Consider the following 19015-nt stretch of genomic DNA (forward strand, 5'->3'; position numbering starts at 1 on the left):
CCAGGCTTCTGCGTAGGTCTGGAGTCCTCGGATGGTGCCGCGGGACTTCGCGCGGCACCATCCGAGGACCCGCGCGCGATCGTGCTTCGCTGCGCAGACGTCAGGAGTCCGAGGACGGCGCGATTAGGAATGGCTGTTGAGTGCCACCGTCACCTCTATCTCAATGAGTAGGCCCTCAATTGCCAGCCCAGTCACTCCGACAATGGTTTGCGCGGGGTGTACCTGAGAGCCCTGGATTTCTTCGATGGCACTTGTGATGGTCGCGTATTCGGTGGGCGTCAGCGTGTAGATGGTTCGCCGGACGACGTCCTGCCACGTTGCGCCGATTGCATTCAATGCAAGTTCCACGTTGCGCATGGCAGCACGTGTCTGTTCAGCGAGATCCCCCGGCCCAATGATGCTGAAGTCGGGAGCGAGTGCGACCTGGCCGGCAATGTACGCGACGCGGCCCACGTCGGCTATGGCTATGTGGTTGAACCCGGGGGCAGGATGCATCTCCGGTGGGCTGATCAATACGCGTGCTGACATCGTGTTCTCTTTCTGTAGATGTGGTCAAAGAGGGCAAACGGGAAGACTTGATCTGGTTCCTGGAGATCGACCACAGGCGGTCGGCACTACCGGGCGTCGCCGCCCATGGTCCGCGACTAGTTCACGGGGACAGGCACGCTTCTCTTCATTCGAGCTCGGCGCGCGGATTTCGCAATTGAACGCAGCGCTCGAGCTGCGAATCGTCGCCCGCCTTGAGGGGTGTCGCCGAGCAACCGTTCGGCGGCGAGCTGACCAGAAATGGTATTGACCCCTCCGCCAGGCCACGTTGCCGCCCCCGAAATGTAGAGGCCGTCGACGGGAGTGGAGTAGCGAGCGAGGCCCAGGGACGGCCGCATGCCGAACAGCTGGTTTTGGTGGTGGCTTCCACTCACGGAGTCCCCTCCGACCAGGTTGGGATTCGCTTTCTCGAGATCATCTGGAGTCAACGACACCGAGTGCAGGATGCGTTCCCTGATCTCGGGCGCGTAGCGGGCAAGTTTGTCGATGATTCGTTCAGAAAACTCGGTGCGGGCTTCCTCCCATGTCCTTCCAGCCAGTGATCCGGCTGCGTCAGACCGGATGTCGGCGGGGACCATTCGAACCTCAACCCACGCGGTGTGGTGGCCAGGCTTTTCGACACGACTCGGGTCAACGGCACTTGCCTGTCCAATGACGAGCAATGGCTCATCTGGCAGCGTCCCAGCCATCGCCTGCTGGTAGGTTCGGGCCATGTCGTCAACGTAGGGACCAAGATGCACGTACGCGACGTGCTCAAGGCGCGGATCCGTCCAGGGGATGGGTCCGTCCAATGCCAAGTGCATCATGAACGTTCCAGGGCCGAACCTATAGTTGTCGGCGGCCGCGGTCATCGAAGCGGGCACTCGTTGCTCACTGAGGAGACGGTTCACCACGAGGGGCACCGGCGTCGTGGCAATGACTCCGTGCGCGACGGCAATCTCTTCTCCGGAGGACAGCCGCACCCCGGTTACACCGTTGATGTCCGTGAGAACCTGCGTCACGTCGGCTCCGGTGCGGATGATTCCTCCGCGAGCCCGCACGAGACTGGCGATTGCCGCCGGCAGTTTCGCGGCGCCTCCCTTCACGACGCTCATTCCGCCGCGCATGTTTCCATAGAGTTCCAAAAGCGGGAAGAGCGCCCCCGATCCGATGTCTGGTCCGAAATCTAGATGCATTCCCCATGCCGCAGCGAGCGACTTGGCCTCCGGGGTGGAGAAGTACTTGTCGCCAAAACCTCTCGTCGAGGACAGCATCAAGGGCGCTAGTTCGGCAAGCGTGGTGGTTTTTCGAATGACCCATGCCGCGCGAAGTGCCGTGAACAGCGACTTTGAAGGTAGCGGGCTCACATACAGCGGGAAGTACACCCGGGTGAAGTCGTCGTAGAGCCTGCCCAGCGTTTCCCACCCCTTGGCATCCGCGGCAGAGTGGTCCTCCCACATCTTGGTCGTTTCGCTCTCATCAGTACTCACCCGCAGGCTGGTCCCATCGGGGAACGCCGAGGCATACGGATGCGCGGCGGTGACGAAGTCGAGTCCCAACCCGCGAAGTTCCGTTCCATACTTGGCGTAGAACGGGGAGCCCACGAAGAGGTTCATGCTCATCGCATACAAGTCGTGAACATACCCCGGAAGCGTCACCTCGCCGCTCTTTACGCAGCCCCCTACCTCGTCGGACTGCTCCAGCACGAGCACCGTGCGACCTGCATCGGCGAGAACGGCCGCAGCAACCAGACCTTGGATACCAGCGCCGATAACGACCACATCGAAAGACTGCATTTGAGCTCCTGAACTGTTGTATCGAAAAGCGTTTGACAATTGTTTTCGGCGTTGCAGGGTAGTCGGCCACATCCCGCGGATATGGCCGACTGCGGCCCGTTCCCGGGTCCGCTTTGGCCGATGTAGGTCGAACCTCTCGACTGTGCACTCAGTATCTACACTCCACCCAAAACATGCAATAGGACTGCACAAGATTGACGGGTCGCGGTCATGTGACGTCATCGTGAAAGAGGTGCTATACATCTAGATTGCGGGCATTCTTGGATGCTCGCCGTCATTCCTTTGACTCAGAATGATCGGTGCGGAGCAGGCCTGTACGCTCAACCTCTACAGGAGCGTGCAGTGAGAGTGTAAGTTGGCATCATGGTTGGAGCGAGATTGAAGGCATTGCGGTCGGCTCGAGGCATGAGCCTGCGGAGTCTTTCGGGGGAAACCGGGCTGTCGCCAACGATGTTGAGCCAGATCGAGCGTGGGGTGACCGAGCCAAGCCTGAGGTCCCTTCGTTTGCTTGCCGGTGTTTTCGGGCAGTCGATTTCGACTCTCTTCGAAGAGGAATCCTTTCCCGTGGTTCATGTCAGCCACGAGGGAGAGCGCTCGAGGATCAGCTCTCCCAAAGGGCATATCCAGTACGAGCGACTAGCGCCCGGCAATGGACAGCTGGAATTCCTCAAGGGGTTGCTCGGTCCCGGTGAGACGTCCAGTGACGAGCCATGGTCACATGAAGCGCTTGAATGTGCCTATGTGTTGCAGGGCACATTGACCGTTGTCGTCGGGGACGGCGCCCATATCCTCGCAGCCGGGGACGCCATTACCGTCGACTCCCGTCAACCCCATCAGTACATCAACAACGGCACGCACCCTGTTGAATTCATCCTTGCGGTGAACCCGCCAACCCCTTAGCTAGCTGAGCCCGACGAGGGCTCGCTCGGCCGAGACGGTTCCAGTACATCTGAACGGTTCCCTCGCGTTGAAGGTCGGTCAGACGACTGGAGGGGCCTGTTGACTGCGTGAACGCGCGACTGTCTCGGGATGATTCAGGTCGAACGCGGGAGCCTCGCTGCGGATCTGCGGAACCGACGTGAAGTTGTGTCGCGGCGGAGGGCACGAGGTGGCCCACTCCAGCGACCGGCCGTGTCCCCACGGATCATTGACGATGACGCGGGGAGCCTTCCGGGCGGTGATGTACACGTTCAGTAGAAACGGGATCATCGACACGGCAAGGATCGCCGACCCGACCGTCGATAGCTCGTTCATCCAGGTAAAACCGTCGTCGGCCGTATAGGTCGCGTAACGTCGCGGCATCCCGACAACTCCGAGCCAGTGTTGAATCAGGAAAGTGGTGTGGAAGCCGATGAACAGCAACCAGAAGTGCCACTTGCCCAGACGCTCATTGAGCATCCGGCCGGTCCATTTCGGCCACCAGAAGTAGAACCCGCTGAACATCGCGAACACGACGGTACCGAACACCACATAGTGGAAGTGGGCGACAACGAAGTAGGTGTCTGACACGTGGAAGTCGAGCGGCGGCGAAGCGAGGATGACACCGGTTAGACCACCGAAGGTAAACGTGACCAAGAAGCCGATCGCCCAGAGCATCGGGGTTTCGAAGGTGACGGAACCACGCCACATGGTTCCGATCCAGTTGAAGATCTTCACACCGGTCGGAACGGCAATGAGCATCGTCATCACGGAGAAGAACGGGAGCAGCACCGAACCGGTGACGAACATGTGGTGTGCCCAGACAGTGATGGACAGCGAGGCAATGGCGATCGTGGCGTAGACGAGGGTCTTGTACCCGAAGATCGGCTTGCGGCTGAACACCGGTAAGACTTCGGAAATGATGCCGAAGAACGGCAACGCGATGATGTACACCTCCGGATGCCCGAAGAACCAGAAGAGGTGTTGCCAGAGCAGGGCGCCGCCATTCGCCGGGTCGTAGATATGGGCGTTGAAGACGCGGTCGGCGGCGAGGGCGAGGAGCGCTGCCGCCAGCACGGGAAAGGCGATGATCACCATGATCGAGGTGATCAGGATGTTCCAGGTGAAGATCGGCAGGCGGAACATGGTCATCCCGGGGGCTCGCATCGTGATGATCGTGGTGATGAAGTTCACCGAACCGAGAATGGTACTGAATCCGCTCAGGGCAAGGCCGATTGCCCAGAGATTGCTACCGACGCCCGGCGAGAATGTCGTGCTGGACAGAGGGGCGTACCCCGTCCATCCGAATGACGCAGCGCCTTGCGGGGTGAGGAATCCGGCGACGGCGATGAGGCTCCCGAAGTTATAAAGCCAGTAGGCCAACGCGTTCAGACGCGGGAACACAACGTCGGGTGCGCCGATCTGCAATGGCATGAGCACGTTGGCGAAACCCGCGAAGAGAGGTGTCGCGAACATCAGCAGCATGATCGTGCCGTGCATCGTGAACATCTGGTTGTACTGCTCTTTGGTCTGCAGCACGGACAGACCGGGAGCGAAGAGTTGCGCGCGCATGATGAGCGCGAGCACGCCGCCGAGACTGAAATAGATGAAGGACGTGATCAGGTACAAGTAACCGATCTTCTTGTGATCGGTTGTCGTGAGCCACTCGACGACGTGTCGCCGCTTGGTTGTGCCATCCGGTCGCATTCCCCGCGACGGCGTGCTGGCCGCAGGCCGCATGGGGGCCGCGGTGGAGGGGGCGTCGCTTTCCACACTCATCGTTGACCGTCTCGGGCGGGTTCAAGGCTGCACTTTTCGGCTTCGTTGCCGTGCAGAACACTGATAGTCATCAGTCACCTCGTGTGCGGATCACGGATTGATTGCTGATCGGATCTGGTACTACACGGTAGGCCGGTCTGCATCGAAGAGCAACGGCGGGGAGGCTGGTGTGGTCATCGGCGATCGACGTAGATGACTTCGATGGCATTGTTTCCGTAGCCCAGCCGGTTCCACGGCGGAAGGTCGGGTTGCACGTTCCCGGCGGCGTCGGTCGCTCTGACTCTCAGAGTGTGTCTTCCAACGTTGTTGGTGTCCCAGGTGAAGGTCCAGTCCTGCCAGTGGAATCCATTCCCGGCTGGTTCCAGCTGTGCCGGGTACCAGTCACCTTCTCCGGTGAGACTGACCTCGACGCGCGTGATGGGGCCGTTGCCCGACCAGGCCTTTCCCCGGACCGTGTATGCCCCCAGGCCGATGGTGGAGCCTGGCGCTGGATCGGTGATCCGGGCGCGTGGCCGCATCAGGGTCACCGATTCAGGAGGTCGGTCTGGCCACTCGTACATGTAGTGGCCGGTCTGGAACTCGCCGGCATAGGGCTCGGTGAGCACGTCGATTCGCTTCAGCCACTTCACCGACGCCACGGCGTACCAGTGGGGCACGATCAACCGGAACGGTGCGCCGTGGTCGGGACCCAGAGGCTCCCCATTCATCTCATAAGCGATGAGGATTCCTGACGCAGGGTCTGTGGCGTGTGCGAGTGGCAGGGACCGGACAAAGGTGAGGTCGTCCTGGTCAGTATCGGGGAGGATCGCCTGAAGGTGGTAGGGACCGTGGTCGGCACCCTGGGCGCGGACTTCTACCCCCTGCGCCGCTGGCGCGACCTTCGCCAACACCTCGTGGAGAAGCGCGCCAGTCCAGCGTGCCGTGGAGACGGCAAAGTCACCCCAGGGTTCACCGGTCGGCAAGGGTCTCATGGCCAGGCGGCCGTTTCCTGCACATTCAAGGGTGACCGTGTGCTCGTGTGCCGGCATCGCGCGCAGGTCGTCGAGCGTCAGGATGGTCGGATTCGCTACCGCGCCACCGATCTCCAAGGTGCCGTCGTGAGCGGGCACCGCAAAGTTGCTTCGCACGTAGTGGAGCTCGGTGGGGGTGATCTCACCGTCGAGTGCCGTTGGCGGCGCCTCGGCGTTGTAGGGCGCGGGGTTGATCATCACCAATGCAGCGCGTGCGGCATCGAGATCATGAGCGGCGGTCATGGCAGCCTCCTTGGGGCAGGTCAAGCGCGTTGTGGCTCTCTCAAAAATCGGAGTCGCTGAAGGTCGGTTCGCGGCCGTCGTTAAAGGCGCCGATGCCTTCGACGCGGTCGGGATGGACAGCAGAGCGCCAGTGTGCGTCCATCATGATTGCGATCGCCTGCTCGATCGGCTCACCCTCGCCCAGGTGAACCGCGCGCTTCACCGCCTGGACGGCGGTTGGCGAGTTGCTAGCGATCTCGTCGGCGATCTGCCGGGCTGCGGACATCAACTGGGCGGGATCGTGGAGTTCGTTGACCATGCCGAGTCGGTATGCCTCCTGGGCAGTGATTGGATCGCCGGTCATCAGCATCTGCAGTGCCTTGCCGCGGGGCAGGAGACGGGGCAGCAAGGCCGGTGATCCTCCGCCGGCTGCCAGGCCGAGCATGGCTTCGGGTTGGCCAAAGGTCGCGTTGGCCGAGGCGATGATGAAGTCCGTGCTCTGGGCGAGCTCACACCCTCCCCCGTAGGCGATTCCGTTGACGGCGGCGAAGATCGGCTTACGGAGCTGGCGAACCGTGTAGAGGGTGCGGTCGAAAGCTTGGCGTTGACGCAGCCAGTCCTCCTTGGTCATGGCTTTGCGCTGCCGCAAGTCACTGCCGACCGAGAAGGCGCGGTCGCCGGCTCCCGTCAGGATGACGACCCGTACCGCGGTGCGAACGGCTATCTCCTCGACGACGTCGGTCAGCAGGGCTCCCATCTCTGTGGTGATCGCGTTGTCGGCATGGGGCCGGTTGAGGGTGATCAGGGCAACTCGACCGTTGGAGAGATATTCCAGCAGCACGGGTGCCTCGGTCTCCTCGACGTCCGGCGCCGGTGGGCCGAAGTCGAGTGCTGCCCAACGGTCTGTGCTTGATGAGCTCATCATGCTCCTCTCGGGTGTGGACTCGTCAGGTGTCGAGTTCGGCGAGCCAGCGCAGCGCCCGCAGGCTGGGGGCGAAGCAGTACTCGCCTCCACGGGTGACCACGAAGGGTGGGAGGTTCTGCAACCTGCGCCGGATCGGTCGTTGCGGGATGGTGAAGCCGCTCGACTCGTCGTGAGGTCCGACCAGGGGGTCGGACTCAAGCGGAGCGCCGATAAAGATGCCATCGTTCAGCCACTGAGTCTTCACGAACTCGAACTGACGTTTGATGTGGGCGCCGGCGAAGACGAAGACGATCCCGCGGTCGATCCCGTCGTCCTCGAGCACTCCGTCGGGGAGCATCGGTCCGTAGCTCGTGCCGCGTCGGATCATCCGGTGGAGCCGGACATCCACGCTGCCGTCGTGGTCGAATGCGTCGCGTGGGTTTGCCCTCCGGGCGTGTGCCCCCACCGGGCACTTGAAGCCGCGCGGGTCATCGGCGAAGAGGAAGTCGTTGTTGCGCAGTGGGTCGCTCCCGAGTTCGGGGTCGTCTCGCTCGGGAGAGATCGCGAGCGGAGCACCGCTCTGCCAGCGCCCGACCATTTTCGCGCCGAGAAGGACTTCCTCCTCGCGGCTCGCAGCCCTAGTGCGAAGATAGGCCCGATAGGCCGCCACCTTCGTGTGCAATTTTCGGAACACGACGTAGGTGCCGTTGCGGCCCAGCACCTCTGGAGTGGGCATCGGCGGCAGCTCCCCCGTCTCATCGGGATAGCCCAAGACGATCTCGCCGGCTTTGAGCGGTCGCTCGTGGGGATTGCTGGGGCGTCGGCCGCTCCCCTCGACGGCAGGTTGACTGATCCCGTCTTTGAATCCAAAGGAGGTGCGGCCGGTGGCGAGCTGGTAGCAGTCCTGATGCCAGACCAGCTCGACCCCCGGAAGCTCGGCCAAGGCGTTGCGTGCCTTCTCGACGGCAGCGTGAAGCTGCTCCTCGTCGGAGGAGAGCACAGCGATCGCGACATGCACATCGTCGGTGCCGAGCGGTTTCTCCCAGTGCTCGGGGGCGCTCTCACCGACGTCCCCCAAAACTTCTGCACGGGCTGCCATCCCCTGACGGAACTCCGGCGCGAAGCTATCCAGTGACGCTTGCGGCACACCAAGGGCCTTCAACCCGGGGTAGGTGAAGGCGACGGTGAGCGAGGTGTTGTCCGGGGTGTCGGCGGCTCCGGCGGGGTTGACGATTCGGTGCAGTCTCCGGACGAGCTCACGGCCGTCAGCGCGGTCCGCGATGCGAAGCAAGAGATAGGTTCCGACGTATGGCGAGGGGCGTTCGTACAACGCGCCGGCCTGGATATCGTCAAGCTCCAGGGTTACGCCTGTCGTGGCCGCCATCGATCATGCGCCTTTCGTGCTCAGTGGTGCTCGGGGGGTTCGGGCGGGTTCGGATTCGCCGTCGCCAGGTACGGGAAGCTGCCAGTGGCTTGCTGGGTGGCGGAGTCGACGCCATCGCGGATGGTCGGGCCCTGACCAGCGTTGACGAGCTGGGTGAAGATCGTGTCCATCACATCGTCGTTCAACGTGCGACCCCCGCACGTCTGGTGAACTTCGCCTCGCCGTGCGGCGAGCTCGATCTCGAGGAACGAGCCGTGCTCGAGATAGGGCTTCGTGACGTCGACGATCAGATAGTCAGCGAGCATCAGGTCTGTCAGCGGGTGACGGCCGTTCGCGTCAATGGGCCAGTCCATCTTTCCGTCCAGGGAATCCCAAAAGGCGAGGTTGGCGTCCAGTCGCGCTCGGTAGGCGCTCAGGTAGGAGTCTCCGAGGTGGAACGCGTTATCCATGTTGTATAGGTCGCGGATCTCGAGATCCCGGTTCACGGTATCGAAATCTTTCGGTGCGAGCATCATGTTCTTCACCTCGGGGCGACCCACTCGTTCGATCCTGACGTTGAATGTTCCCCTGGTGAGGGTTTCAGCAACGACGCCCACGAGATCCCCGCCTGGCAAGAGGCTGGTCTCGATCTCGACGACGACGCTGAGCACGTTCTTGCCGTCGAGGAAGATCGAGCCGGGATCGGTGAAAGCGAGCTTCCGGGTCGCGATCGTCGCCAGGGCGGCGCGGGCATCCATGATGAACGGGTCCCAGCGCGTGCCGGCGAAGACCCTCATGCCGTGCCCAGCACCTCCTTGCGGATCGTTGACGAGGAAGGAGATTTGTCCTGAGGGACCACTGCAGGTGCCCTGTTGCTGACGGCTCGGCTGCTCCTCGGCATTGCCCGGAGCGTCGTCCGGAGCGTCGAACACGCACTCCACGACGATCTCCTCATCCCCGGGAACGAACCCCCACCCGGCGTCGTTCGGGCTCGGCTGGTGGAGTGGCCGAAGGCGGAAGCGGTACAGCAGACCCTCGGAGAACAAATCGGAGGGCTTGGCCATCGGCAAGGTGTTCAGGACAAGCACGAGCCAGCCCGGCCGCTCGGGGCTGGGGAATGCATACACGTCCGTGATGTCCGCGATCGGGTTGGCGAGGGCGCGTGGCCCAGAAATGTGGTCCGACATGACAGTGCCCGTCTCTGTTGCGTTTAGTCGCCGGCCTCGTCCAACAGAGGCTTCAGCGCTGGATGCTGGAGGATCTCTGCGGCCTGAGGGTGGTCGAGCACCTGTTGGAAGGCGTTGTTCACACGCTGAGCCTTCCGGATCTCTCTCACCGTCCCGCCGTAGTTCCGGGCGTATGCGGCTGCCGATTGCTCGGCGTCGAGGATAAAGGCCCGCAGGGCGGCCAGGTCGGGCAGCCCGTCGTATCCTTCGACATGGCGGAAGATGACGTCGAACAGCGCCAAGGTTGGACCAGAGGTGAAGAAGTCCTCCATGTAGGCGTCCCACGGGCCATCGAAGCTGGTTACGAATGCGAGCCGCGTGTCGTCGTCGAACATGACGAACCGCGCCTCGTGAATTGTCTGAACCGCCATCCCGTAGTCACCGGGCCGGTAGCCAGGCGTGTCCTGCAGATCGACGAGCGCGGCGCGCAATGGCGGCCCCTCGCCCGGCTTGACGCGGAAGAACAAACTGAACTCGCTCGTCGGTCCGACACTGAGTCCCGGCTGCGTTATTCCACCCTCTGATGTGGCCATGCGAGGGACTATAGCAGGCCTCCCCCGGGACCGCCCAAGGAACTGCGTTGGCTCCTCACGCGCATCGAATCGTGGTGAGGAAGGATCGAAATTTGAACGGATGGGTTCATTCCCGTGGCGTCGTCGGCTGCGCTGCGAGAAGGGCGGCGTTCACCCGGCTCTGGAGCTGGAGCAACGGTGCGTGGGAGGCAGGCCAGATTTCGAGCAGATTGACCAGTAGCCGCCGGAGTCGTTCGAGCACCATGGTGAACGGTGTCGCGAACTGCATCAGATCCTCGATGGCGACGCGCAGGTAGTCCTCCCACGCGGGAAGCACCAGCCGGACCCGTGTATCACCAGCGGCATCCGTCACATCCGCCACTGCCAGCTCCCTCATCGCCACCGCCCGCAGCAGCCCCTCGGTAGCGTCGATGGAATCCACTGCGGTCGCCGGGTCGTTGACCGACGGCGACAGCGCTCGGAGCGCGATGTCTGCAAGCAACCGGAAAGCCAGCATTGGGTCCTGGCCGAACGAGCGCTCGGCGCCGCGCACCACTGCCGCGCGTACGACCTGATCGCTCAGCTCACCTCCGTGGATGTCGGCAAGCGGCGACTCATCGTGCACGGTGTCTCCCACGCCGACACGGAACACCACCAATGCGTCTGCTCGCGTGGCCGCCTCGATCAGCCATCGGAGTTCCAGCTGCTGAACAACACCGGGCGCACCGGCCCAGGTCACGGTGCGCCGCAGTTCGGGTAGCTCCGCAGAAGGCTCGTCTGTCGCAGGTGGTGGCTCCGAGCGCAACGGGTAAACAGCGGCGATCACGGCGCGGCCGCGCGAGGTCACGGCGTCGAGAACAGAGGCCAGCTGGAGCGACAGAAATGCGCGAATCTGCAATGCCCGTATCAGCCCGAACGTGACAAGCGCGGCGAGTATCGCTGTGGCCGGCACGAGCACGGTCACGTCGGTCGAGTTGAGGCTGACCACTCCGGCGGTCACGGCGAAGGTGAAGACGCCGACGGCCAGGGCAAAGGTGCGCCACACCAGCGGGTCGCCGCGAAAGAGGTTCAAGCGTGGAGAGAAGGTGCTGGCGGACCATTGCACCACCCCGAAGAGCAGTGAGAAGACGATGCTGACCACACCGATCACCCCGATGCCGAGTGTGAACAGCAGCTCTGAGAGTCGGTCGCCCTGCACGGTTGGCCCGACGGACACACGGGGCAGTGCGACACCAAGGGCCAGTCCGATCAGTGCGCAGAACATCTGCGCAAGGTCGGCACGCAATCGGCGCCGTGCACGCAGCAATCGCCGGGGTAGGACGGGCATCACAACCTCCCAGGGCATCAACTCAGACCGATCGGCTGGCACGCGGATCGCGTCATCCGACGGGAATGCAGGGACTCTCCCCCAGTGTCCCACGTCAGGAACTGCCGGTCTTGGCCGTCTCCCGCGCGATGTCAGCCGCGCTCTGGCACGTGGGTGGCGACGTCGGCCGCTGCAACAGCCGGCGCCCGGCCATAGAGGACGGTCTTGTCTTCGGCCGGCAGGTATCTTGGGATCGTGCTCAATAGTTGGAATGCTGACGGATTCGGTGTGATGCGTTTGCCGTCGGGTCGACTTCTGCGCGGACGTGGGCTCAGTCAACCGATACCCAGTGGTGCGATCCCCGATTTCGCGATCTATCTTCTGGCACAGATTCCAGCAGCCTTCGAATGGGAAACACGATGGGTGCGATGGCCCGACTTTGGGCTGCCGAGGGATCGCAACGATGCAAACGATGCACTGCGTGAAGCGTGGCTCCGATCGGAGACGGAGCGCGTCGAGATCGCCTGTGATGGCGGTCAGGGGCGCACCGGCACCGCACTGGCGTGTATTGCCGTGCTCGACGGTGTGCCCGCTGACAAGGCAGTGAAGTTCGTTCGCGAACACTACAACCCCCGCGCAGTCGAAACACTGTGGCAACGCCGTTACGTCGCCCACTTTTCCGCGGGCTGATCGAAACGCCTGGGCCAGGCACGGCCCGGCAGCGGGTCAGGGGAACGAAAGACGCGGGCGGGCGCTGATGCGCGCCCACCCGCGTGACTCACGTGACTCGAACTCGGTCGTTGCTGGATCCTTCGCCGCGCCCTACTTCGGTCCGGCCTTCCGAGCGAGTTCGAGCGTCCGTAACGACTCGGTGCGACCGGCGACGTCGACGGCGCGGTACTCGATGGTCGTCGCGCCCTTGCCAACCTGAATCGGCCCGGTGTACGGCTGGAACTTCCCGGTTCCGATCCGGTACTCGATGACAGCGACACCCGACGTCGCGTCCGTCGCCGTCAGTGTGACGATCCGCTTCTTGGTATCGACCTTCGCCGAGGTGAGCGGAGCGGTCGTGTCGCGCTTGACAGTGACTGTGGCTTCCTCGGAGACATTGCCGGAGGCGTCGGTGGCTCGTGCCTTCACGATCGTTGTGCCGTCGGTGGTGATGGCGAGCGGCGCGGCGTACGGCTTCCATCCCGAACCAGTCGAGATCTCGATTGATGGCGCATCATCGAGGGCGTCGGTCGCTTCCGCGGTGACAATAACGTCGCCCGTGAACCAACCGGTCGCCGGCTTGGCCGGCGATGCCGTGAGCGTGATCGTCGGCGCTTCGGCGTCCTCGCCCGCCGGGTGGATGGTGAACGCATCGACGATCATGTAGCTGCCCGATTTCATTGTGCCGGTGATCGTGTGAACGCCTGGAGCCAGGCCGCTGATCGAGAGCACCGTCTGCTGGTGCATCCGGGTGTCGCTGTAGAAGGACTGCGTCGTGCGGAACGCGCCGTCGAGCGTGATGTCGACGTCGCCGAGGTCGCTGTTGATCTGAGAGATGAGGTCGATTCCGGTCCCGTTGAACGTCAGCTCCCACGAGTCGCCGAGATTCTGCGTCGCGTCGATGTCGTCCAGCCAGGCGCCCGCCCCGCCCCGCGATGCGTCGCGCCAGATCCACGACTCCTGAGTGGGTGCTTGAGCGGTCCGGTAGATGACGCCGGAGGTGTTGTTGAGGGTCTCGGCGTCTGTCGGCTTCGAGAGCTCCACCGTCACGTTCGTCGAAGCCCGGCGTACGCCGAGGGTGATCGACGAACCGGCCGGTAGAGCGTTGTAGGCCTGCCAGAACGAGTTGCGTTGTTCCGTGACCTCGGTCCCGTTGACCGTGCGGATCAGGTCGTCGGTGCGTAGACCTGCCGTCGCAGCGAGGCTGCCGTCCGGGACGGAGACGAACTTGACGCCCTTGAAGTCGCTGATCGCATACGACGACTGCTCCGCCGTGGTGGTGATATTGGCGATATTGCCACCCCAGAGCTTCTCGACATACTTGCGGTGGGCAAGTTCGATCGGGTCGGGGCCGGTCGTGCCGGTCGGGAGCACTGCCTTCGGCGGGAGCGCGCCGTCGGCGGCGCCGAAGCCCGTCATCGGGATGTTCTGGTAGCCGAGCACCAATGCCGGTGACGTGCCGGCGACGGTGAAGTCGTAGTCCCCGGTCGGGTCGGCAGCGGAGAATGCCGGGTCGCCGACCTTCGAGTCCCGGTCCATCCCGGCCGTGTACCAGCTCGACGCCGTGTTGATCGTCGCGCCGTCGGCAGACAGCTTCTCGGTGGTACCGCCTCTCGGCTTCACGTCGATCGCGGCTCCGGCATTCCAGAAGAGGTTCTTGCCGATCGCGTACTGCGCGCGAGCGGTGTCGTTGAGCACGTTGTCGTAGGGAAGCCGGCCGAGAGTGATGTTCTTCTCGATGACGTCACCACCGGGCATGTAGCTCACTTGCTCGAACGTCGCCCCATCGAGGAGGAGGTTGTTGCGCAGAGTTCGATCGAAGCCGTCGCGGAGTTTGACGCCGCCTTTGAGAAGCACGTTGTTCGTCATCACGAAATTGGATGAGCCGTCGTCGAGGTCGATCGCCCAGTCGCCGCTGTGCCAGAACCGGTTGTGGTCGATCGTGATCGGCTTGACGACGTCGAGCTTCATCATGGCTCTGGCCTGTTCGGCCGTCAGCGGCCCTCCGGTGTTCCCCATGAACGTGACTCCGTCGGCGAGGCTCGCGAAGGCGTCATTCGCAGCGCCCGTCTTCCAGAATCGACTGCGACCCCACGAGTTGATCGAGCCGTTGTCACCCGTCTCCCGTACGCAGTCGAAAATGTCGTTGTCCTGAATAAGGTGCCCTCCCCACGTGTTGTCGGAGAAATTGAGGCATGCGCGTGGGCTGTCCGAGAGCGAGTTTCCGCGAACGGTGATGTCGAGCGCCATGGCGATGTTCACAGACGAGGTCTGCTTCTCGTAGCGCCCGTTGTTCCTCATGACGTTGCCCTCGATGAGGACATCGCGCGGGTAGTCTTCGGTTTTCGGTCCGCTGCCGAGATCGCTGATCCGTGGGGTGGTGAAGTAGTTGTCGGCGTAGTTGCGGACGGCGTTCGGTGACCCGACGACCTGGATGTCGGTGGCGCCGTTGTTCTCGAACCGGCTCGCGGTGATCTCGGTGCCGCTGTTGTATCCCTCAAGGAAGATGCCGTTGCCGCCGAGGTCCGTGAAAGATGACGACGTGAACGTGACGTTCCGGCTGTTCTTGACAGAGGCCGCGCCCTTGGCAACGACGGACCAGTCGCCCCGCGACAGGTTGACGAAGGGGCTGTTGAAGAGCGTGCGGTGGGTGCGCTTGAAGCTGAGGTTCTCGAAGGTGATGTCGTGGATCGGGTCTGCGGAGGAGGCGCCGGTCAGAGTGACGAGTTGGTCGAGTTCGCCGACTTCGACGGTAGCGGTGGAGAGGTCCACACCCGGAGCAGTCTTGAGGTAGAGCTTGTTCGCGTCGCGATCGAGGAACCATTCGTTCGTGGCGTCGAGTTCCTCCCGGATGTTCTCGACCATGACCGCGTTTGCGTTCATCGGCAGGGCGGCATTGCAGTCCTGCGGGCGGTTGTTGTCGCCGACGAACGTCAACTGGAGGGCGTTGTCGCTCCGCCCGGCGATCGTGAACGAAACGCTGCCCCAGTCGTGGCAGTGCATGGCGCGGACGTAGCCGGTCGACGGCTTAGACCAGTTGGCCGAACGGGAGTTCAGCGTCGCCATCGATGTCGTGCCCTCGAGACGAGATGCGCTGTCGTCCCAGTTCGGGTAGCGCGCCATGACCTGGCGGGAGTCGTCGACGAAGAGCTCATCGAAGTCGATGCCGGTGGGGACATCGGTCACCATGACGCTCGGATCCGCCTCGGTGGGCGTCCAGGCGCCGGTGAGTTCGCGGCCGCCGTTGATCGTGGCGCCCTCGCCCGCGCCGACCCAGCGGACCGGCGCGGCATCGGTGCCCGAGTCGGCGTTGGTCAGCGCGAGGGTGGAGTCGAGGTAGTAGTCGCCTTCAGCGAGCTGCACGGTAACGGGGACTCCATCGGGGAGGGCGTTGCGGACGAGCTCCTGTGCCTTCGCCACAGTCTTGACGGGTGTTTCCGCGGACGTGCCGGCATTGTCATCGCTCCCGTTCGTGGCAACGAAGACGGTGACGGCCTCGGCGGCGTGCGCAGGGAGGGCGGTGAGCGTGGACAGGGCGACGGCAGCGATACCCGCAGCGGCGATGGCCCGAAGTCGATGACGCGGCCCGGGGGCCGCGCCGTTCTTGAGGGTGACCTGAACTGACACTGGAACTCCTTTGTTCATCGTGTGCCGAAAACTGTGAATCGGCGGAAACATCCGATCTATCGTGCCGAGGCTAGTGGGACTTCTCGACACGCGTCAACCTTTTGGGGGGCAACCTGCGAAGAACACCTCCGATGTTCCCCGGGTCATGTACACGAGCACGCCTCGCCGCCGCTCCAATTCAATGGAAAGAGCGGATGATTGAACCATGGGCGAATCGAGCCGTGCGGAGGGGCCGCCCCGGTGGGCCGTACGGGCGAGCGAACCGTTTGCGCGGGCGCTCGCCGGGCGACGGTGGGTGCCCCTGTGGGCGATCGTGCATCACCGCGGGCGACGAAGCGGAACCCTGTACGCGACTCCGATCGCGCTCGTGCCGACGGTGTCGTCCACAGACTTCCTCATCGGCCTGCCGTGGGGCGCACAGACCAACTGGGCGAGAAACGTACTGGCGGCCGGCGGCGCGAGCATCACGTGGAAAGGCCGCGAATATGAGGCGATCGCACCTCGTCTGATCGGGGGGAAGGAGGCTGCAGCCCTGTCGAAACCGGCCTTCAGGCGGGTGGTCGGCCGATTCCCCGCGGCCATCGCGCTGACGCGGCGGACGCCGGGTAGCGCGTAGGGCGTTTGCCACACATCCGTCCGAATGCGGCGCGGCCGCGCCGCCACGTGGCTGTCACCGAGAAGTCCGGACCGGTCCCGTCGTCCCGAACAGCCGGTCCCCTTGTTCAGGCCCGAGCATCTTCTTAGACTCAGGACACGACCGCAAGGCCGATTCCGACGAGGACGAGGAGACTGCGATGGCACTCAAATTTGGGCTACTGGCGCTGGTGGAAGCCAAGCCCGGAAAAGAGCAGGAAGTGTGGAGTTTCCTCAACAGCGGCCGAGACATTGTGCTCAACGAGCCGGACACAAAAACCTGGTACGCCTTCCGTGTCGATGAAAAGACCTTCGGCATCTTTGACACATTCGAGACGGAGGAGGGCCGTCAGGCTCACCTGAATGGCGCGATTCCGGCCGCACTCGGCGAGCAGGGACCGAATCTCCTCGCGAAAGATCCGGACATCCGGATGATCGAGCTCATCGCCGTCAAATAGGCGCAGCAAGTGAAGTGGGTGCTGCAGCGAAGTAGTCGCAGTCGCTACCCAGCCGTGTACGGCTCGTGCTGCTCGTCGTGATGGATCCGGTCAGCGAGCTGTCTGAGCGGTTCCCGACTGCCACCCCACTGCAGCGCCAGGATCTCCGCCGCAATCGAAACCGCCGTCTCTTCCGGGGTTCTCGACCCGAGATCCAAGCCGATCGGGCTGTGCAGCTGTGAGAGTTCAGCGTCACTGACCCCGGCCTCGCGCAGTCGCCTCAGTCGGTCATCGTGCGTGCGACGGGAGCCCATCGCGCCGATGTAAGCGATCTGCGGACCGCGCAGTGCCACCTCGAGCAGCGGCACATCGAATTTCGGGTCGTGGGTGAGCACGCAGATCACGGTGCGCGCATCGAGCAGTCCGGCGGCGAACTGTTCGGTGAGATAGTTGTGCGGCCACGAGACGATCACCTCGTCGGCGTCTGGAAACCGCGCCTTCGTCGCAAACACCTCCCGAGCGTCACAGACGGTGACCCGATATCCGAGGAATTTCGCCAATCTGGTCAGCGCGGCGGCAAAGTCGATAGCACCGAAGACAAGCATCCGCGGCCGGGGCGCGAAGCTGGAGAAGAAGACCCGCATTCCCTCGCCCTGCCGCTCACCGTCTGGCCCGTAGGTCAGGGTCGTGTTGCGGCCGGCCGCGAGTAACCCCTGGGCGTCATCGCTGATGGCGCGATTGGACTGCTCGGACCCCAGATCGCCTTCGAATCCGTGCGGCCTCACGACGAGGTGGCGACCGAGCCAGCCGGCATCCGGATGCTCAATCACCGTCGCGACCGCAACCGGTCGGGAGTCTTCGATGTCCTGCCGCACCGCGTCCAGCTCTCCGAAGGTGCGCGGAGAGACCGGTTCGACGAAAACGTCCAGGATGCCGCCGCAGGTCAGCCCGACCGAGAACGCGTCATCGTCGCTGATTCCGTACCGCACGAGCACCGGCGACCCAGAAGCGATCACCTCGGTGGCGAGGTCGTAGACCGCTCCCTCGACACAGCCACCGGACACCGAACCGACGACGCTCCCGTCGGCGGTCACCAGCATTGACGCGCCAGCGGACCGCGGCGCCGATTCGAAGGTGCGCACGACAGTGGCCAGCCCTGCAGTGTCGCCCTTCTGCCAGCTTTGCGTCAGCGCTCCCAGCACGTCACGCATGTCGATCTGACCTCCAGTGTCTTATCTCGAGACCGTGCGGCACGAAGGCGTGCGGCTCGAAACTACGCGGCTCGAAGGCGTGCGGCTCACCGAACGTCGGCCGAGACGGTAGCCGACGTATGCGACCGCGGCGACGAGGTACAGCAGTTTGGTGGGCGTGAGCCGGTCCATCATCATCCCCGTGACCAGCGCGACCGCGTTCAGACTCGGGCCGGTGTTCGGCGTCCCGGTGCTCGGAGAAGGAGACTGCGACGGCCGCGACGACGCTGACCGCACCTGGGGTGACCCCGCCGGCTCCACGCTCGGCTCCCCCGGTTCCGTCGGCCGCTCCCCGGATGCGTCTTCGCGAATGCTCTCGCGCGGTTCCCCGGCGGTCTCCTCCCGCGCCTCCCCCACCATCTTCTGCAGGTTCTCGGCGAAGAGGGCCATCATCTGGTCGGTGACGCCGCCAATGATGCTCTTCCCCATGGCCGCGACCTTGCCGGAGAGGTCCACGTCAGCACTGACGGTGCCGGTCGTCGTGCCTGCTGACTCGACCAGCACCAGGGTCGCCGTTCCCTGCGCCGTTCCCTGCCCGCGGATCTCCTGCGCCTTCCCCTCGAACGCCGCCCGGTGTGCCGTAGCGTCGCGGTCAACGACGGTCAGCTGCCCTCGGTATTGCATACTCACCGGTCCCAGCTTCACTTTCAGACCGACCTGGTAGGCGTCCTCTGACAACTTGTTGAGTACCTGCGCGCCCGGAACGCAGCCGGCGACCCGCTCGAAGTCCATCAGGGTTTCCCATACCTCGTCGATCGGTGCGACGACGGAGAACGTGCTTTCGAGTTGCATTATG

The 19015-nt window shown here is 63.6% G+C and carries 16 protein-coding genes; 4 read left to right on the forward strand and 12 right to left on the reverse strand.

The features are described 5' to 3' along the window. Window positions 1–123: 123 nt before the first annotated feature. Both AC1DCF_RS00725 and AC1DCF_RS00730 read right to left on the reverse strand, forming a co-directional pair. Window positions 124–528, reverse strand: a complete 405-nt coding sequence (locus tag AC1DCF_RS00725) for a RidA family protein (protein ID WP_477209342.1) — start codon at window positions 526–528, stop codon at window positions 124–126. Between the two features lie 116 nt (window positions 529–644). After that, window positions 645–2321: a phytoene desaturase family protein gene (locus AC1DCF_RS00730; RefSeq protein WP_477209343.1), complete on the reverse strand. Its 1677-nt coding sequence runs from the start codon at window positions 2319–2321 to the stop codon at window positions 645–647. A gap of 363 nt (window positions 2322–2684) precedes the next feature. On the opposite strand from AC1DCF_RS00730, the gene AC1DCF_RS00735 reads away from it, so the two are divergent. Beyond that, window positions 2685–3221 carry a helix-turn-helix domain-containing protein gene (locus AC1DCF_RS00735; protein WP_477209344.1) on the forward strand — a complete coding sequence of 179 codons (537 nt, stop codon included), beginning with the start codon at window positions 2685–2687 and terminating at the stop codon, window positions 3219–3221. Window positions 3222–3299: 78 nt separating this feature from the next. Here the strand turns inward: AC1DCF_RS00735 and ctaD are convergent, their stop codons facing one another. The 7 genes from ctaD to AC1DCF_RS00770 form a co-directional block, all read right to left on the reverse strand. Next, entirely contained in the window at window positions 3300–4946 is a 1647-nt protein-coding gene (ctaD, locus tag AC1DCF_RS00740; RefSeq protein ID WP_477209810.1) for an aa3-type cytochrome oxidase subunit I, read from the reverse strand. 245 nt (window positions 4947–5191) lie between these two features. Then, a complete protein-coding gene (locus AC1DCF_RS00745; RefSeq protein WP_477209345.1) occupies window positions 5192–6271 on the reverse strand; it encodes a sulfite oxidase in 1080 nt (359 codons plus the stop codon). A 40-nt stretch (window positions 6272–6311) separates the two neighbouring features. Then, window positions 6312–7172 (reverse strand): enoyl-CoA hydratase/isomerase family protein, encoded by an 861-nt coding sequence (locus tag AC1DCF_RS00750; protein ID WP_477209346.1) that lies wholly within the window; start codon window positions 7170–7172, stop codon window positions 6312–6314. A 25-nt stretch (window positions 7173–7197) separates the two neighbouring features. Beyond that, on the reverse strand, window positions 7198–8538 hold the full coding sequence (locus tag AC1DCF_RS00755; RefSeq protein WP_477209347.1) for a Dyp-type peroxidase: 1341 nt from the start codon (window positions 8536–8538) through the stop codon (window positions 7198–7200). 20 nt (window positions 8539–8558) lie between these two features. Then, window positions 8559–9704 (reverse strand): DUF4331 family protein, encoded by a 1146-nt coding sequence (locus AC1DCF_RS00760; protein WP_477209348.1) that lies wholly within the window; start codon window positions 9702–9704, stop codon window positions 8559–8561. Between the two features lie 23 nt (window positions 9705–9727). Continuing rightward, window positions 9728–10276 carry a hypothetical protein gene (locus tag AC1DCF_RS00765; RefSeq protein WP_441790370.1) on the reverse strand — a complete coding sequence of 183 codons (549 nt, stop codon included), beginning with the start codon at window positions 10274–10276 and terminating at the stop codon, window positions 9728–9730. A gap of 106 nt (window positions 10277–10382) precedes the next feature. Further along, complete coding sequence (locus AC1DCF_RS00770) at window positions 10383–11582, reverse strand: DUF2254 family protein (RefSeq protein ID WP_477209349.1); 1200 nt, start codon at window positions 11580–11582, stop codon at window positions 10383–10385. A 270-nt stretch (window positions 11583–11852) separates the two neighbouring features. Between AC1DCF_RS00770 and AC1DCF_RS00775 the strand changes: the two genes are divergently transcribed. Continuing rightward, entirely contained in the window at window positions 11853–12251 is a 399-nt protein-coding gene (locus AC1DCF_RS00775) for a protein-tyrosine phosphatase family protein (protein ID WP_477209811.1), read from the forward strand. 132 nt (window positions 12252–12383) lie between these two features. Here the strand turns inward: AC1DCF_RS00775 and AC1DCF_RS00780 are convergent, their stop codons facing one another. After that, window positions 12384–15899, reverse strand: a complete 3516-nt coding sequence (locus tag AC1DCF_RS00780) for a right-handed parallel beta-helix repeat-containing protein (protein ID WP_477209350.1) — start codon at window positions 15897–15899, stop codon at window positions 12384–12386. Window positions 15900–16104: 205 nt separating this feature from the next. On the opposite strand from AC1DCF_RS00780, the gene AC1DCF_RS00785 reads away from it, so the two are divergent. Further along, complete coding sequence (locus AC1DCF_RS00785) at window positions 16105–16515, forward strand: nitroreductase family deazaflavin-dependent oxidoreductase (protein WP_477209351.1); 411 nt, start codon at window positions 16105–16107, stop codon at window positions 16513–16515. A gap of 178 nt (window positions 16516–16693) precedes the next feature. Next, the gene (locus AC1DCF_RS00790; protein ID WP_441790365.1) at window positions 16694–16990 is read left to right on the forward strand and encodes a putative quinol monooxygenase; all 297 of its coding nucleotides are present in this window, start codon (window positions 16694–16696) and stop codon (window positions 16988–16990) included. Window positions 16991–17034: 44 nt separating this feature from the next. On the opposite strand, the gene AC1DCF_RS00795 is transcribed toward AC1DCF_RS00790, so the two are convergent. Beyond that, window positions 17035–18180, reverse strand: coding sequence for an XdhC family protein (locus tag AC1DCF_RS00795; RefSeq protein WP_477209352.1), 1146 nt, complete (start codon window positions 18178–18180; stop codon window positions 17035–17037). A gap of 21 nt (window positions 18181–18201) precedes the next feature. Beyond that, entirely contained in the window at window positions 18202–19011 is an 810-nt protein-coding gene (locus tag AC1DCF_RS00800) for an SRPBCC family protein (protein WP_477209353.1), read from the reverse strand. Window positions 19012–19015: the final 4 nt, after the last annotated feature.

The sequence above is a fragment of the Leifsonia sp. 10L418 genome, assembly GCF_056395445.1.

What these genes read in the sequence shown, in the direction of transcription:
- AC1DCF_RS00725 (WP_477209342.1), bottom strand. Translation starts at nt 528, where the DNA reads ATGTCAGCACGCGTATTGATCAGCCCACCGGAGATGCATCCTGCCCCC.
- AC1DCF_RS00755 (WP_477209347.1), bottom strand. Translation starts at nt 8,538, where the DNA reads ATGGCGGCCACGACAGGCGTAACCCTGGAGCTTGACGATATCCAGGCC.
- AC1DCF_RS00730 (WP_477209343.1), bottom strand. Translation starts at nt 2,321, where the DNA reads ATGCAGTCTTTCGATGTGGTCGTTATCGGCGCTGGTATCCAAGGTCTG.
- ctaD (WP_477209810.1), bottom strand. Translation starts at nt 4,946, where the DNA reads ATGCGACCGGATGGCACAACCAAGCGGCGACACGTCGTCGAGTGGCTC.
- AC1DCF_RS00775 (WP_477209811.1), top strand. Translation starts at nt 11,853, where the DNA reads ATGCGTTTGCCGTCGGGTCGACTTCTGCGCGGACGTGGGCTCAGTCAA.
- AC1DCF_RS00770 (WP_477209349.1), bottom strand. Translation starts at nt 11,582, where the DNA reads ATGCCCGTCCTACCCCGGCGATTGCTGCGTGCACGGCGCCGATTGCGT.
- AC1DCF_RS00765 (WP_441790370.1), bottom strand. Translation starts at nt 10,276, where the DNA reads ATGGCCACATCAGAGGGTGGAATAACGCAGCCGGGACTCAGTGTCGGA.
- AC1DCF_RS00785 (WP_477209351.1), top strand. Translation starts at nt 16,105, where the DNA reads ATGGGCGAATCGAGCCGTGCGGAGGGGCCGCCCCGGTGGGCCGTACGG.
- AC1DCF_RS00735 (WP_477209344.1), top strand. Translation starts at nt 2,685, where the DNA reads ATGGTTGGAGCGAGATTGAAGGCATTGCGGTCGGCTCGAGGCATGAGC.
- AC1DCF_RS00790 (WP_441790365.1), top strand. Translation starts at nt 16,694, where the DNA reads ATGGCACTCAAATTTGGGCTACTGGCGCTGGTGGAAGCCAAGCCCGGA.
- AC1DCF_RS00760 (WP_477209348.1), bottom strand. Translation starts at nt 9,704, where the DNA reads ATGTCGGACCACATTTCTGGGCCACGCGCCCTCGCCAACCCGATCGCG.
- AC1DCF_RS00795 (WP_477209352.1), bottom strand. Translation starts at nt 18,180, where the DNA reads ATGCGTGACGTGCTGGGAGCGCTGACGCAAAGCTGGCAGAAGGGCGAC.
- AC1DCF_RS00745 (WP_477209345.1), bottom strand. Translation starts at nt 6,271, where the DNA reads ATGACCGCCGCTCATGATCTCGATGCCGCACGCGCTGCATTGGTGATG.
- AC1DCF_RS00800 (WP_477209353.1), bottom strand. Translation starts at nt 19,011, where the DNA reads ATGCAACTCGAAAGCACGTTCTCCGTCGTCGCACCGATCGACGAGGTA.
- AC1DCF_RS00750 (WP_477209346.1), bottom strand. Translation starts at nt 7,172, where the DNA reads ATGAGCTCATCAAGCACAGACCGTTGGGCAGCACTCGACTTCGGCCCA.